Source organism: Kitasatospora sp. NPDC094028 (assembly GCF_049543595.1).
Taxonomy (GTDB): Bacteria; Actinomycetota; Actinomycetes; order Streptomycetales; family Streptomycetaceae; genus Kitasatospora.
Map to the genome: position 1 here is coordinate 22,901 of NZ_JBMVFA010000056.1, position 13,913 is coordinate 36,813.

The following is a 13,913-nucleotide window of genomic DNA, read 5'->3' on the forward strand; positions in this document are numbered from 1 at the left end:
GACGGGCCGACCCGGCACGAAGACCGCACGTCAACGGACCAACAGGAGGGGAACAGCATGACCACCGAAACGCAGCAGACCGCCGGGCCGGGACCGGCCGGCGACCCGGAGCCGGTGGTGAGCGAGGTCCAGTGGGCGGCCGCCCGCACCGATGTGACGACCGAGATTGCCCGCACCGACGCCAAGGCCGGCGCCCTGCTGTCCGGCCTCAGCCTGCCTCTGGCCGTGCTGATCGCGGCAGTGCAGGGCCGCGAGCTGTCCACCCCGGTCACCGTGCTGGTCGGGCTCGGTGGGGGCGGACTGGTCATCGCGCTGGTGATGGTGCTGCTGGTCGTCCGGCCGACGCTGTACAGCCGCCACACCACCGTGCCCGGGTCGTTCCTGCACTGGGCCGAGTGCTCGCCTGCGGAACTGACCGCCGACCTGACCGCCGATCACCGGGCGGAGCGGATCGTCACGCTCTCGCGGATCGCCCGCCGCAAGCACACCGCACTCCGGCAGGCCATCCACGTCATGATCGGCGCGCTGGCCCTGCTCGCCGGAGCCCTGGTCGCCGGTCTCGTCTAGGACGCCGGCCGCCGCTCGGCCCGCCCGGTTCCAGCCGGGCGGGCCGAGGGCAGGACACAGCAGCGAGCACGAACGAGAGGAGGGACCAGGTGGTGGTGGAGCTGGTGGGCGCCGTGCTGGGAGCGGTGGCCGCCGTCGCGGTGGTGAGGCCGTTCCGGCGGGCCCGCCGGCTGGCCGATGCCCAGGCCGACGCCGAGCGGGGCCGGGAGCACCGCTGCCGGCTGCTGCGGTCGGCCGCGGACATGGCCATCACGTTCACCCCGGCCGGGCCGGACGGCTGTCGGTACGTCACCGTCGCCCGGGTCCGGGAGCTGGCCGCCGAGCACTTCGCCGTCCAGGCCGGCCCCGAGGAGGCCGCCGCCGCGCTCGCCGCCCGGCTGCACTACCGAGGGTGGTTCGGGATCAGGACCGATCTGCAGGAGCAGGGCTGAGACCCCGTCGCAGAATTTCCGATCTTCGGATCATCACAAATCGGGATGTTCCCGCCCAGTGGCAACACGAGTGCGTGTCATCACCAGCACGGACGGTGTGACTTGTGAAATGCTGCCCGTTGGCTTAAACCCGCCGATCTTGGAGCCGCCACACAGGCCCGAAAACGCAGAAAGCGCCCCACCCGGGATTGCCGTCCCGTTGAGGCGCACACCACGTCCAACTACATAACCGCTTGTTCTCCCCTTCACCCCACCGAAGTCGCCAAACTACCGGGGCGGAGGGCCAGGACGACACACCCTTCTGCATGTTCATCCGGGAGACGACTATAGCCGTCAGCTCACCGGTCTGCACAGCACTGCCCCGATCTGACACGCCGGGTCACCCCTTCACGACCGAGCGTTCGCCATCGTCCAGTTCGCAGATCGTCACCGTCACCGAGACCAGCCCGGGAGCCCTCCGGTTCCCCGCGGTCCACCGCACCACCTGGTACCGCCTCACCTGCCTTGCCCACGAGCGCGGCCGCCACGGCGCCGTCGTCCAGGCGATGCTGCAGCACGTCACGTACGAGTCCGGGGCGCGCGGGATCATCCGCGACGTCCCCCGCCTGATCAACACCTACAAGGCCGCTCAGGGCGTCTCCGAGCGGTCGGCTTGGCGTGCCCTGCGGAACGCCGTCCGGCTCGGGTGGGTGCGCTGCCTGCAGCACGCCGCCCCCGGCTACCCGGCCCGCTACCAGCTCCAGGTCCCGGTGGACCTGGTCGTGCCTGGCCTGCCCGAGGACTTGGAGGAGGCCCTGCGGCTGTGGGACAGCGACGCGCTGCCCGAGCCCGACGACGCCGACTCGTACTTCGGGCACCTCTCCCAGGCCCCGATCGCGCCGGTCTCGCTCGAACCGCCGGCGGAGCCGTTCCCCGCCCCCCGCACCGCCCCTGATGTCACACCAGACTCTGGTTCTCCCACTGAGTGTCAGATGTCTCCTTATACCGCGAAGGCGCTATCTCCCCTGTGGGGAGATAGGTCCACCATCCCAGGGGAAACCGGCGAGCTCGGGGACGAGGACGCATGGCGGCCGGGCCGCCGTCGCCAGGCGCCCAGCGCCGAGGAGCTGGCCGCCGCGCGGCAGGTGCTCGCCCGGTGCCGCCGCTGGTGGCAGCACCAGCGAGGGGGGGCCGGGGTGCTGTCGGCCCGTGAGCTGGAGGGGCTGGTGGAGCCCACCGCGCTGGCGCTTCGCCGGGCGACCGCCAGCGAGCTGGTGGAGGCCATCACGGTGCAGTGCCGCTCCGCCCGCTCGCTCGCCGCGCTGGTCGGCCACCGGCTGTGGCGGATCATCAAGACCCGGGTGGAGTGGGACCAGGCCCGCCCGCCCGTGCTGGCGGACGGCTGGCGGGCCGATGAGGAGCACGGCCGGTACGCCGCGCTGCTGGCCCGCCAGGCCCAGCTGCCGGAGTGGAACCGGGCCGGTGCGGCCCCGGCCCGCGCCGCCCTGCAGGAGGCCCGCCAGCGGGCCGCCCGGCGGGTCGAGGACGAGCAGGCCGCCCGGCCGGTCAGGCGCTGGCAGCGGGAGGCGGAGGCCGACTTCCAGGCCAACCTCCCGCTGCCCGAGGAGGTCAGCCCGCTGGAGGTCTACCGGGCCCGGGTCGAGCGCTCCCAGCGCGAGAGGTGGGAACGCCAGTGGCGGTAACAGTCCCGCCCCGCAGCGCGTTGACCAGCACGAACGAACGGGGGAACGGCATGACGAACCACCAGAGCGAGGCCCGCGGCCGGGTGCTGCTGCTGGCCGCCGCACCGAGGCGGAGCCGCCGCCGGCTGCTCGACCCCGAGCACGGCGTCACCGTGCTGGCGAACGTCTCGGCGGACCGGCTGCTGCAGGGCTGGGCCGGGCCGGTGGACGCGCTGCAGCTGGTGGACCCGGGCGAGCCCCAGGCCGTGCTCGCGCGCCTGCAGGAGGCCGCGGCCGCCGCCGGGCCGCTGCTGGTCTACGTGTGCGGGCAGCTGATCCGGGACCACCGCCAGCACCAGGTCCACCTCGCGCTGGCCAAGACCGGCAGCACGACGATCCGGTACACCGCGCTGCCGTGGGCGTGGCTGGCGCAGGCCCTCGCCGGGCGGCCGGAGGGCACGACGACCGTGGTCGTGGACGTGATCGCCGACCCGAGCTGTCTGCCGATGCGGGAGGAGGACCTGCAGCTGCCCGACGCTGTCGAGCGGTACGGCGTGGTCGCCCCGCCCGCTCGGCGTGGCCCGTGGCGGCCGCCGGCCTACACGGTGCAGCTGGCCCAGCTGCTGCGGAGCGGTCCGGTCGGCCAGCGGCTCGCCGAGCTCCACCCGGTGGCGGCCGCCCAGGCCGGGCTGGAGTCGGGCACGGTCGTGCTCGCCCCGCCGCCCGTCGAGGTCGAGGTGCCCCGCCCGCGCTCCCAGCCGTCGTACCTGCTGCCGCCGATGCCGACCCAGGCGCCCGCCCCGGAGCCCGCGGTGGACCTGCGGCCGGCCATCGCCGAGGCGATCCGGGCCGGGCACCACCAGGCCGCCGCCGAGCTGGCCGCCCAGTGGGAACGGACCGTGCTGCGGACCGCCGGACACCTGTCGCCCGAGATGGGCGACGTGCTCGAAGTCCAGGCGACCGTGGCGGCCGCTGCCGGGCAGGCCGCGCGGGCCGCCGAGCGGTGGACCGCCACCGCCGAGCACCGGCTCAAGTGGTCCGCCGTCGAGGACCAGGGCGTGCAGCTGGCCGCCCGCAACGCGCTCGCGTGCTGGCACCAGGTCCCGCCCGGTGCCGCCGAGCTGGCGACGGTCGGCGCCCGGCTGGCCGAGGTGCTGCGGGCGATCGGCCGCAGCACCGCCGCGGCGGCCGTCGCCCGAAGGACCGCCTGACGGCTCAGGCGCCGAACTGCTGGCGGAGGCGGTCCAGCTTCTCCAGCACCTCCTCCGGAGACGACGCGCCGGCCCGCTCGGCGGCCGCCGTCGCCAGCGACACCGCCGCGACACGGTCGAGGCCGCCCAGGTCGCCGAGCGGGCCGAAGTCCCCGTCAGCGAAGGCCCGCAGCGCAGCCGCCACGTTCGCGGGCATGCCCATGCGCCCCATCGTGACCACGACCTCCACCGCCACGGTCGTGGTCGGCAGCGCAGTGGTGTCGCCCGGACGGCAGCCGAGCGCTTCGACCGCGTCGGCGAACATCTCCTCCACCCGGTACCGGGTGAAGCTGTCGAGCGCGAAGCCCCCGGCCGGGTCGGTCAGCCGGCGCATCCCGGTGTTCAGCTCCGCCAGCAGGTCGGCCAGGTCGTCCGCGTCGTGCCGGACGCAGGCCCGCAGCAGGTCCACGGCCAGGATGTTGCCGCGCAGTTCGGGCAGCGATGGGGCGGGGGTGGGGATGGTGTCCATGCCCCGGCCAACGAACCGACGCCCGGCAAGACACCGGCTCCGGATGCTCCGTGTCCTAACTCCCTCATTTCTGGTCGAGAAAGTGAAACCGCCCCTGACCCGGTGCAGGTCAGGGGCGGTGCGGTTGACGGTCCGTCAGGTGGGTTCGGGGGCGGGGGAGAGCTGGCCCGGGTCGGCCGGCCACTGGTGGCCGCCGCCGGGCGGGACGAGCCAGACCCGGCGGTCCACGACCTTGTCGCTCCAGGTGCCGCGCAGGACTTCCTGGCCGTCGATGATGCCGACCCGGCCGGTCTCCGCGTCCAGGACGCGCTCGCCGTCGCGCGGGTGCCGCTCGAATTCGTGAACGGCCCGTTCGCCACCGTGGTAGCTCACTCCGCCGCCTCTCTGCCGTCGAGGGGCAGGCGGTCCAGGAGCTCGGCCACGGCGTGGACCACGGTGGCGGAGGCCCGGCCGAGCTCGACCATCGGTTCGCCGGCGCCGGAGGGGTGGTCGCCGCGGACCCCGGGGAGGTCGAGGCCGTGGCGGGCGAGGGAGACCCGCAGCCGCTCAGACGCCAGGATGGCGAGGCGGTACGCCTCCGAGTCGGTTCCGGACATGCGCTGAGGTGCCAGATGTGCCATCCCGGCACCCTAGGGAGCGGGGACGGCGGTGGGGGGCACAGTCTGGGCCCCCCACCCCGGTATGACGAACTAGGCCCCGCGCTGCCGTACGGGCGCATGCTGGAGGTGTGGCCCGGCCCCGGAGAAGGTGTCTCCAGTGCCGCCGGCCGCTGCCCTGGGGAAGCTCGCGGCGACGGCACTACTGCAGTGGTGCCTGCCGCGCGAAGGCGTACCGCGAGCGGCACCGCTGGTCGGCGGTGTTGGCCGTGGTGGTGCTCGCCGAGCAGTCCCGCGAGGAGGACTGGCCGGGCTGGGAACGGTACTGGTGCCCGATGTGCGACCAGCCGGTGCTGGCCGGCTTCGGCACCGGCACCAGGAAGGACAAGCGGTACTGCAGCGGTCGGTGCAGGTCACGGGCCTACCGCGAGCGGCACCGGGCCTACGAGACGACTGTAAGCGTGACGTAGAGCCGTGATACCGGCCGGTAGAACGCTGTTCCGCAACGGCTCTTCGTCACGCTAGGCCGCGATGCCGACCTGGTCGGCGAGGTGCCGGGCGGCCGGCCGGACGGACGCCGGGCCGTCGAGGAGCTGGCGGACCAGGGCGTGCGTCTCGCCGTTCCACCGGGGCGTCTCGGGTGCGGCCGCGACGGCGTCGCCCAGAAGCTCGGCCGTGCGCTGGTGCTCGCCCCGCAGCTGGTGGGCGCGGGCCACCTCGACGAGGTGCCGGGCCCGGCGCGGGCGGGCGGGGATCTGCCGGGGGTCGAGCCGGTCCGCCCAGGCCAGCGCGGTGCCCACCTGCCGCAGCTCGACCGCGACGGTCACCCCGTGCACGGCAATCGCGGTCGGCGACGCCGAGGTGGGCGACGACCACCAGGTGGCCGGCAGGGTGCGGGCCACCGTCTCGGCGCGGTCGAACCAGCCCCACGCCGAGCCGGACTCCCCGGCGCGGGCGTGGGTGATGGCCGCATGCCAGGCCATGGCCGCCCAGGCCGCCGCCAGGTCGGGCGCGGAGGCCCGCAGCGGGTCGAGCAGCCGCAGCGTCTCCTCCGTGACCGTCTGCGCGGAGTCCCACTGCCCGGACTCCCGAAGCGCCTGCACGAGGAACCAGGCCGCCTGTCCGGTCGCGGCCGGGTCGCCGGCGGCCCGCGCGGTGGCCAGCGACCGCTCGGCCACCCGCCACACCAGGTTTCCGTCCCCCTGGTACGCGGCGTACATCTGCGTCAGGTTCAGCACGGAGGCGTACAGCACCAGGGCCCGGCGCCGGTCGGCGACGTCCGGGTGGACGGCGGCCGCGGCGACGTCGGCGACCAGGCCGGGCAGGAGCTCGGCCAGCGCGGTGCGGTGGTCGCCCCGGGAGTCCCGGGCCGCCCAGCCGGAGGCGAGCGCGGCCGCGACGTGGTCGAGGTGGGGGGTTCGGCCGGGGGCCGGGGCCAGCGACGCCGAATCGACGGCGCGGCGGACCACCGCGAGAGCCGGGTGCTCGGGGCCGGCGAACAGCTCGGCCGGCAGGGAGAGCGAGCCGGTCAGCTCGGACAGGTCGCTCACCCGCAGGTGTTCGGCGATCTTCACCAGCATCGGCAGCCGGGGCGGCAGCAGCCGGCCCTTCTCCACTGCCTTGAGCCAGCCTTCGGAGCGGCCGAGAAGGCCGGCTAGGACCGCGCGGGACATGCCCCTGGCCTCTCGCAGGCGCTGGATTCGCTGACCGGGCGTCAGGGACTCTGGCAGTGCTGGCATCGGGGCTGTCTCCCTGCTGCGGGGCCGCTGTTGGCGTCAGGGTACGGCCGCAGCGAGGGCCCGCGCACCTGCCTCCGAACAGGCCCACCCGAACGTGCCCCCCGGCGCGTTCCTCTCCACCGTGCCCCCCGGCGCGGTGGGCGGAAGACGGGCGCAAGCCCGGCTTGCGCGATAGCTTGCTCCGCCGCGGTAAGGACGACTTGCGGCACAACTTGCTCGCCGCGCTGACCTGCGGTGGGGAGAAAACCGGTGAGTTTCGGCGGGCGGAACTCACCGGGCCCCGCCCGAAACTCACCGGCCGTTCGCAGGCCCGCGGCTGGAACTTTCCAGCCCAGGTCAGAGCCCCTGCCGGCGGGTCAGCCGACGATGCCGAGCAGCCGGTGGACCCGCTCGCCCGTTGCCCAGCGGCGGAGGAGGTCTCCGTCCACCAGGTGGAGGCCGCCCTGCCGGGAGGCCCAGAGCACGTCACCGCGCGAGAAGGTGCCCAGCGAGACGATCAGCCGGACGACGCCGCCGTACCCGACCGTCCCGGCCGCCCGCAGCGGCGCGGGGCCGGGGCCGGAGGTGACCGTGTCCTCCTCCCAGTCGGAGGGGCGGAAGGTCACGTCGATCTCCCGGCCGGTCCGGTCGGCGCCCAGTATCCGAGGCTGGCCCTGGTGCGGGGCGGAGACCACCTGCCAGCCGTCCCGGCGGAGCAGGCTCAGCACCACGGCGGGCACCTGGTGGTCGGTCAGCGAGGCCGCCTCCGCCGAGGTGTAGTGGCCGCGGCGCCGGCGGACGGCCGCACCGCGCAGGCGGACGAGGAAGGCCAGCAGCCACAGGTAGAGGCTGGCGCCGAGGACCAGGCCGAGGAGCCCGAGCAGCTGCACCGACCAGGTCAGCCAGAAGGCCCCGGCCACCACGGCGACGGCCAGGGCGACGAGGGCCGGACGAAGCTGCCGCAGGGTCGGCGGTGCCTGCCCCGCCTTGCGCAGGCGGTCCCGCTCGATCTCGCGCAGGCGCAGCCGCCAGGCGCGCACGCTGCCCGGAGCTGGCGTCCGCCGCCACACATGTACCTCCCACGGCTGAACTGACGCCCTTACAGATACCCGCTCAGCAGGGCCGACCGCCAGCAGGGCACCCGGAATCCGGCCAGGTCAGCGCACGTAGCGGAGCCCGGGGAGCCACTTCCGGCCAGGCGTGACAACCTACTTGTCACGAAGCTGATTCAGTGTCAATCTACTTGTCATGGTGAACGAGAGCAGGCGCCTGCGGGTGCCGCACGCGAGGACCGTCCGCGTCGCCCCGGCGAGCGAGGCGCAGATGCCGCCGATCCCCGACCGGAAGGCGATCGACCAGTGGATGGAGGCGTACGACCGGACCAAGGGGAAGAACCCCGGGCCGCAGCCGGCCGGGATGGGTGCCGGGCACTACCAGGCGCTGGTGCTCGACCTGCAGGAGGGCGTCCTGCGGTTCCACTGCGACGACTGGCGCCAGGACCGGGACGCCCGGACCTACCACGGCGGGGCGGAGCTGTGGCTGTGGCAGGGGCCCGACGCGGTCCCGACCAGCATGTACTGGACGATCGACTCCGGGGTTCGGCAGCTGCCGTACCTGACGGCGGAGCAGGGCAACGCGCTCGCCGAGCGGGTGGCCCCCGTCGCCCAGGAGCTGCTGGAGAACCTGGTGGAGGTGCCCGGCACGGACGAGGTGGACTGGTCGCCCGAGGCGTTCCGCGCGGCCCAGGAGATGGACCGGCTGGTTCAGCGCGAGCCCGACGCGGAGCAGCCGGCGCCGGTCGTGGTGTCGCTGGCCGAGGTGTACGAGGCCCTGCCCGACTGGATCGAGCGCCGGTGGGCGGACTGGACCGCCCGCCAGCTGGACGAGCAGGCCCCGCACCTGACCCGCACGCTCGGGCTCAACCCGGACCGCGAGTTGATCGCCGAGGCGTTGGGCATCGAGCTCGGCCAGGACCAGCGGCTGCTGGTGGTGGGCACCCGGGCGTGGCTGTACGGCTACCGCCGCGAGATGGCCTCCGGCCGGACCCCGATGGAACTGGAACGGTGGTGGGCGACCAGCGGCCGGGAGTCGCTGGTGAGCGCGGATTCCAGCGAGCGCGACCTGGTCCACCTCGCCGAGCGCGAGCAGCGGGCCGCCACCGAGGATGGCGTGCTGCTGGTGGACGCCGTCCCGGCGATGCGCGCCGAGCGGGCCCGGCTGCGGTCCCGGCTGGTGCGCGAGCTGGAGGTGGTGCTGGGCCCGCGCCGGGTCGAGGCCATGAAGGAGTCGAAGCTGGCCCAGGCCGCCGTCAGCGCGCGGCTGGACCAGATCCTGGCGTGGGCGGACCCGGGCCACGCGAACTACGCGGCGCTCGGCCGCGCGGCGGGGATGACCAGGCAGGCCGTCCAGGCGAAGGCCGACGCGCTCAAGGCGGACCAGGGCGACGAGGACGAGGCCGACCCGTGGTCCAGCGTCGTCGGGTCGGCGGCCGCCGAGGCCGGGGCGGTCGAGCTGCAGCCCGGCCACGCGGACGGCGTGCACTGGCGGTGCGTGGTGTGCAAGACCACCAACCCCATCGACCGCGAGGCGTGCGAGGGGTGCGAGCGCAGCCGGCCCCCGCTGTACGCCGGGAAGCGGCGGTACAGCATCACCTGCCCGCGGTGCGGCTCGGTGGACGTCGAGGAGTACGGCGAGCCGATCCCGAACACCGACGACTTCGCCGACTGCGCGCGCTGCAACGGCTGCGGGGACAGCTGGGGGCTCGACCCCGGCGCGGACGCCTCTTGCACCCGGTGCGGGGGCAGCGGCATCCCCGGCGCCGGTCCGGTCGTCGCCAAGAAGAAGGGCGAGTGGGAGCGCGTTCCATCCTGCGAGTGCGTCCCCTCCTGACAGGTGGAACTGTCGCCGACAGTTCCACTGATTCGACAGACAGAACTGTCGGCGACAGGTAGACTTGCCATCATGGAGAACGAAGAGGGGTTCTGGGCACCGATCACGCCGGCCTACGTGGAACCGACCGAGGAACAGCTGGAACAGCTCCGGAAGGAGATCTACTCGCTCGCGTGGAACCACGCCGAGCGGATCTCCCGCCGGGTCGCGCAGACGCCTGAGGGGGCGAAGAAGCACACCCGGGAGGCCCTGCGGCTGACCCAGGACTACACGCTGTCGGTGCTGCGGATGCTGCGGGAGGTCGGTCCGGCCGCCGACGCCGTCGCCGCCGAGGTGGCCGGCCGGGCGGGGAGCCAGGGCGCGACCTACGTCCAGTTGGGCGAGGCGTGGGGGATCACCAGGCAGTCCGCCCGCAGCCGCTGGCCCGGCGTCACCCGGATCATGGTCCCGGTGCCGGAGGCGACCGAGCTGCAGATGGCCGGCGGCGAAGCCCGCATCAGCTACCACCCCGACGAGAGCGGCTGGTGGTGGATCGGGACCGCGGCGAACCGCCGGACGGACGAGGCCGAGGAAACGTACGACACCCGCGAGGAGGCGCTGGCCAGGGCCGGGGCGTTCCTGCTCGCCAACCAGGAGAAGGAGGAGGAGCAGTGAAGCAGGAGCGGGAGGCGGCCGCGGCGCTCGCCCAGGCCGTCCAGGAGATGGTGGACGAGTACCCGATGGGGCCCGACCACCAGGTGGTGATGCTCACGGTCGGCAGCGGGCTCGGCGGCGCGCAGGCCGACGTCGAGGTGCCGGTGGGCAACGCGGCCGCGATCACCGAGCTGCTGGCCACCGAGCGGCAGCAGTTCCAGAACTCCCACCCGGACCAGTCCGGGCAGTGCGCGCACTGCCGGGGCACCGGTCTGGTCGGCGCCGACCGGCTCACCGCCGAGGCGGTGGAACAGCGGGCGTTGGAACTGCGGCACCTCACCGTCACCGCCGAGGCGATGGTGCTGGGACGGCACCTGACCGGGTGGAACGAGCCGGTGTACACGGTCGAGGTGCACGAGGCGACGTACCCGGCGAAGTTCACCGCCGCCGAGGTCCAGGCCGCGCTCGACGCCGCCGTGGCCCGGTACGGGCTGCAGGACGTCGCCCAGGTCGAGACGATGCGCGAGCCGGAGTGGCACTGCACCCAGCACGGCGAGTGGGGCGACGGGGAGTACGCCTGCACCTACTGCGAGCGGGAGCGGGAGGTCTGAGGGTGGCCCGGACCAGGCCGCCGGCCGTCCCGGTGCCGTGGGCCGAGCTGCTGGCCGACCCGAAGACCCAGGAGCGGTACGAGGCGAAGACCTACCGGCGCGGGGCCACCCAGTGCTGGTACTGGCTTGGGGCCGTCTCGGACTCAGGCCACGGGAAGCTCAGGGCGGGCAGCCGGACCGCCAAGACCAGCCGGACTGTCACCGCGCACGCGCTCGGGTACGCGATGGTGCACGGCGTCGAGCAGCTGCTGGCCGCCGACGTCGTCCGGCACAGGTGCGACTCCCCGAGCTGCCAGAACCCGGAGCACTGGCTGGCCGGCACCCGGGCCGACAACGCCAGCGAGTACGCCGCCCGCATGGGGACGATCGGCCACGCGCTCACCGACCGCCGCGGCGCAGCCGGCCGGGCCCGCGCGATCCGCGACGCCATCAAGGCCGCGCTGGCGGCCGGCGCCGATGTCGAAGCCGCCATCGAGCGGGCCATCATCGCGGGCCAGCCGGGCGGAGCCCTGCAGATCGAACTGTTCTAGCCGCCCAGGCCGGGCGGGCCGACCGACCATCAACCCGCCCCCGGTCGGGGGCGAAGGAGGGGAACACGATGAACGTCGAGATCATCAGCTTCGGGTACCTGCACGGCAGCGTCCCGGAGGCGGAGCTGGTCCTGGACCTCCGCCGGCACTTCAAGGACCCGCACGTGAACCCGGCGCTTCGGTACAAGACCGCGCGGGACCAGGAGGTGCGCGACGCCGTCACCGCGACCCCGGGCATCCTGCAGGTGGTGGCGGCCGCCATCACCATGACGCAGTCGTACGCGATGGGCCCGGGGGCTGAGACCACCCCGTTCCGGGTGGCGATCGGATGCGCCGGCGGACGCCACAGGGCAGCTACAACGGCCGAGATCCTGCGAGACGCGCTGGTCGCGGCGCAGTTCCCCGTCTCCCTGACGCACCGCGACCTGGACAAGGAGGTGCAGGAGTCCGGCCGGGACGCCGACCGCACCCAGGCGTACGCCGAGGTGATCGAGCGGGCGCTGGATTCGCTGCTGGACCAGCTGGACGACGAGGACGAGCTGGACGTGAGCGTGGCCGCCGAGAACGCGGCCGGCGCGTTGGTGCACGCCGGGTACTGACCGGCTCGGCGGAGGGGCGGGGCCACCGGGGCCCGCCCCTCCGGCGTCAGCGGGGGTTGGTCGCGCCGCAGTTGCCGCAGCGGCCCCCGGAGTGCGGGTCGAGCGGGTGACCGCAGTTCCCGCACCCACCTCTCACCGACATGGCGCCCTCTCTCTCCCGGTAACAGTCGCCCCGTACGGGGCGGGGGCGAGCGTAGCCGTTCCACCCGTGGAACAGGTCGGCCGCCCGTGGAACCGGACCGGTGGAACACCGCGAGTCGAGTTCCAAATCAGGCCCCAGACATAGTGTGTGCACGCTAGGAATAGGACATGGCGAAGGACCGGCGAGGGTACGAGGGGGCGCGGATCATCTCCGCGCTGGAACAGGCGTGGGCCGCGATCCGGGCGGCGAACGAGGAGGTTCCACGGGCGGTGATCATCACCGGGTCGGGGCAGCCGAACCGGAAGGGGAAGGACGGGAAGCCGGCGCCGCTGCGGCGGGGCCAGCACCGGCCGGACCGGTGGGCCGCGCTGCCGCTGGAGGGGGAGTCGCCGGGGGAGCGGCGCCTGCCGGAGGTGTTCGTGGCCGGCGAGCTGCTGCAGATCGGTGGCGAGGCGGTGATGGAGACGCTGCTGCGGGAGGCCGCCCACGGGATCGGGGCGGTTCGGGGGGAGAAGACGCAGAGCTCACAGGGTGGCCGGTGGCATAACCGGCGGTGGGCCGCCATCGCGCGCGAGCTCGGGCTGGAGCCGCCGGCGAAGGCGGAGCCGGTGGTGGGGTTCGCGCGGGCGAAGATGGGCGGTCCCGCGCGGGCGCACTTCGCGGCCGCGATCCGGGCGATCGACCGGGCGTCCCTGCCGTACCTGGACGGCGGGGAGGGCCAGGGCGAGGAGGAGCCCAACCCGAGGGCGAAGAAGAAGCCGGAGGAACGGACGGCGGGCAAGCGGGTGGCCGCGGACTGCGGATGCACTCCGCCGAGGCGGCTGCAGCTGACGCCGAAGAACCTGCAGGACGGCGCGATCCTCTGTGGAATCTGCGACGAGCCGTTCGTGGAACAGCGGCGGGCGGGGGTGGAACAGCCCGCCGTCGAGCAGCCCGAGGCGGAGCCAGCGGCCGCCGTCGAGGCCGACACGGAGGAGCCGGGCGCGGCCGGGGCCGGGGTGGTCGAGGTGGTGGTGGAACTGCCGGAGCCCCGGGTGGAACCGGGCCCCGCCGAGGTGGGCCGGGCGTTCCACCCGACTGTCGGCGCCGTCGCGGCGCTCGCGGCCGTCGAGGCCGGGACGGGCGGGCCGGTCGTCGCGGTCGATCCGCCGGCGGGGGCGGACGAGGCCGAGTGGGACATGACGGAGCCTCCGGAGGAGGCGGACTTCCCCGAGCCGGTGGCGGACGAGCTGGAGGGGTGAGGGTGGCCCGGAGGGGGCCCGCGCGGCGCGCAGCCGGGCGGGCCCCCTCCGGCGTTCCTGTCGCCCGCGTTCGGGCCCGGCTGGGAGGGTCCGTCCCGCACCCGCCGTCGAGGTGGCCGCAGGTGACCCCGGTACCGGCCCGGCCGGGCCGCCGACACCCGTTCGGCGCGGGGGTGGTGGGCACGCTCGCCGCCGTGCCAGCCCGGGTGGCTCCGCCTCCCCGGACCCCCCGATCTGACTGCAGGTCCCTGCCGAACCGCCCCCGGGCCGGTGGTCGGTTTCTGGCGTGCACTTGATAGACCGCCGGTTGCCTGCCGGCCGTTGGCTGATGACGGTTGGTAACAGTTCCGCGCTCCGGCCGCTGGCGGGCCGCCGTTGGTCGGTGCGGCTCGGCCGCCTGCCGGGCGGGGGTGGAGGCGCTGCCCGGCGCCCCCGGGCCGGTGGTCGGTTTCTGGCGTGCACTTGATAGACCGCCGGTTGCCTGCCGGCCGTTGGCTGATGACGGTTGGTAACAGTTCCGCGCTCCGGCCGCTGGCGGGCCGCCGTTGGTCGGTGCGGCTCGGCCGCCTGCCGGGC

The 13,913-nt window shown here is 74.3% G+C and carries 16 protein-coding genes; 11 read left to right on the top strand and 5 right to left on the bottom strand.

Annotation, left to right across the window (positions count from 1 at the left end):
* Positions 1–57: 57 nt before the first annotated feature.
* The 4 genes from ACPC54_RS40490 to ACPC54_RS40505 all read left to right on the top strand — a co-directional run bounded on the left by ACPC54_RS40490 (position 58) and on the right by ACPC54_RS40505 (position 3,870).
* Complete coding sequence (locus ACPC54_RS40490; protein ID WP_498972501.1) at positions 58–567, top strand: Pycsar system effector family protein; 510 nt, start codon at positions 58–60, stop codon at positions 565–567.
* Positions 568–656: 89 nt separating this feature from the next.
* On the top strand, positions 657–998 hold the full coding sequence (locus tag ACPC54_RS40495) for a hypothetical protein (RefSeq protein WP_498972503.1): 342 nt from the start codon (positions 657–659) through the stop codon (positions 996–998).
* A gap of 305 nt (positions 999–1,303) precedes the next feature.
* The gene (locus ACPC54_RS40500) at positions 1,304–2,680 is read left to right on the top strand and encodes a hypothetical protein (RefSeq protein WP_498972505.1); all 1,377 of its coding nucleotides are present in this window, start codon (positions 1,304–1,306) and stop codon (positions 2,678–2,680) included.
* Between the two features lie 50 nt (positions 2,681–2,730).
* The gene (locus tag ACPC54_RS40505; RefSeq protein WP_498972506.1) at positions 2,731–3,870 is read left to right on the top strand and encodes a hypothetical protein; all 1,140 of its coding nucleotides are present in this window, start codon (positions 2,731–2,733) and stop codon (positions 3,868–3,870) included.
* Positions 3,871–3,874: 4 nt separating this feature from the next.
* On the opposite strand, the gene ACPC54_RS40510 is transcribed toward ACPC54_RS40505, so the two are convergent.
* The 3 genes from ACPC54_RS40510 to ACPC54_RS40520 all read right to left on the bottom strand — a co-directional run bounded on the left by ACPC54_RS40510 (position 3,875) and on the right by ACPC54_RS40520 (position 4,974).
* Positions 3,875–4,378 carry a hypothetical protein gene (locus ACPC54_RS40510; RefSeq protein ID WP_498972508.1) on the bottom strand — a complete coding sequence of 168 codons (504 nt, stop codon included), beginning with the start codon at positions 4,376–4,378 and terminating at the stop codon, positions 3,875–3,877.
* A gap of 135 nt (positions 4,379–4,513) precedes the next feature.
* Positions 4,514–4,750, bottom strand: coding sequence for a hypothetical protein (locus ACPC54_RS40515; RefSeq protein ID WP_498972510.1), 237 nt, complete (start codon positions 4,748–4,750; stop codon positions 4,514–4,516).
* On the bottom strand, positions 4,747–4,974 hold the full coding sequence (locus ACPC54_RS40520; RefSeq protein ID WP_498972512.1) for a hypothetical protein: 228 nt from the start codon (positions 4,972–4,974) through the stop codon (positions 4,747–4,749). Before ACPC54_RS40520 ends, ACPC54_RS40515 begins: the two co-directional genes overlap by 4 nt.
* A 269-nt stretch (positions 4,975–5,243) precedes the next feature.
* Between ACPC54_RS40520 and ACPC54_RS40525 the strand changes: the two genes are divergently transcribed.
* A complete protein-coding gene (locus tag ACPC54_RS40525; protein ID WP_498972514.1) occupies positions 5,244–5,444 on the top strand; it encodes a hypothetical protein in 201 nt (66 codons plus the stop codon).
* A gap of 51 nt (positions 5,445–5,495) precedes the next feature.
* On the opposite strand, the gene ACPC54_RS40530 is transcribed toward ACPC54_RS40525, so the two are convergent.
* Positions 5,496–6,713 (bottom strand): helix-turn-helix domain-containing protein, encoded by a 1,218-nt coding sequence (locus tag ACPC54_RS40530; RefSeq protein ID WP_498972516.1) that lies wholly within the window; start codon positions 6,711–6,713, stop codon positions 5,496–5,498.
* A 356-nt stretch (positions 6,714–7,069) separates the two neighbouring features.
* Entirely contained in the window at positions 7,070–7,762 is a 693-nt protein-coding gene (locus ACPC54_RS40535; RefSeq protein WP_498972518.1) for a hypothetical protein, read from the bottom strand.
* A gap of 181 nt (positions 7,763–7,943) precedes the next feature.
* On the opposite strand from ACPC54_RS40535, the gene ACPC54_RS40540 reads away from it, so the two are divergent.
* From ACPC54_RS40540 to ACPC54_RS40565, 6 genes are all read left to right on the top strand, one after another.
* A complete protein-coding gene (locus tag ACPC54_RS40540; protein ID WP_498972520.1) occupies positions 7,944–9,581 on the top strand; it encodes a sigma-70 family RNA polymerase sigma factor in 1,638 nt (545 codons plus the stop codon).
* 72 nt (positions 9,582–9,653) lie between these two features.
* Positions 9,654–10,235, top strand: coding sequence for a hypothetical protein (locus ACPC54_RS40545; protein WP_498972522.1), 582 nt, complete (start codon positions 9,654–9,656; stop codon positions 10,233–10,235).
* Complete coding sequence (locus ACPC54_RS40550; RefSeq protein WP_498972524.1) at positions 10,232–10,825, top strand: hypothetical protein; 594 nt, start codon at positions 10,232–10,234, stop codon at positions 10,823–10,825. The genes ACPC54_RS40545 and ACPC54_RS40550 overlap by 4 nt, the downstream gene beginning before the upstream one ends.
* 2 nt (positions 10,826–10,827) lie before the next feature.
* The gene (locus ACPC54_RS40555; RefSeq protein ID WP_498972526.1) at positions 10,828–11,355 is read left to right on the top strand and encodes a hypothetical protein; all 528 of its coding nucleotides are present in this window, start codon (positions 10,828–10,830) and stop codon (positions 11,353–11,355) included.
* Positions 11,356–11,423: 68 nt separating this feature from the next.
* Complete coding sequence (locus tag ACPC54_RS40560) at positions 11,424–11,954, top strand: RapZ C-terminal domain-containing protein (protein WP_498972528.1); 531 nt, start codon at positions 11,424–11,426, stop codon at positions 11,952–11,954.
* Between the two features lie 309 nt (positions 11,955–12,263).
* Entirely contained in the window at positions 12,264–13,337 is a 1,074-nt protein-coding gene (locus ACPC54_RS40565; protein WP_498972530.1) for a hypothetical protein, read from the top strand.
* Positions 13,338–13,913: the final 576 nt, after the last annotated feature.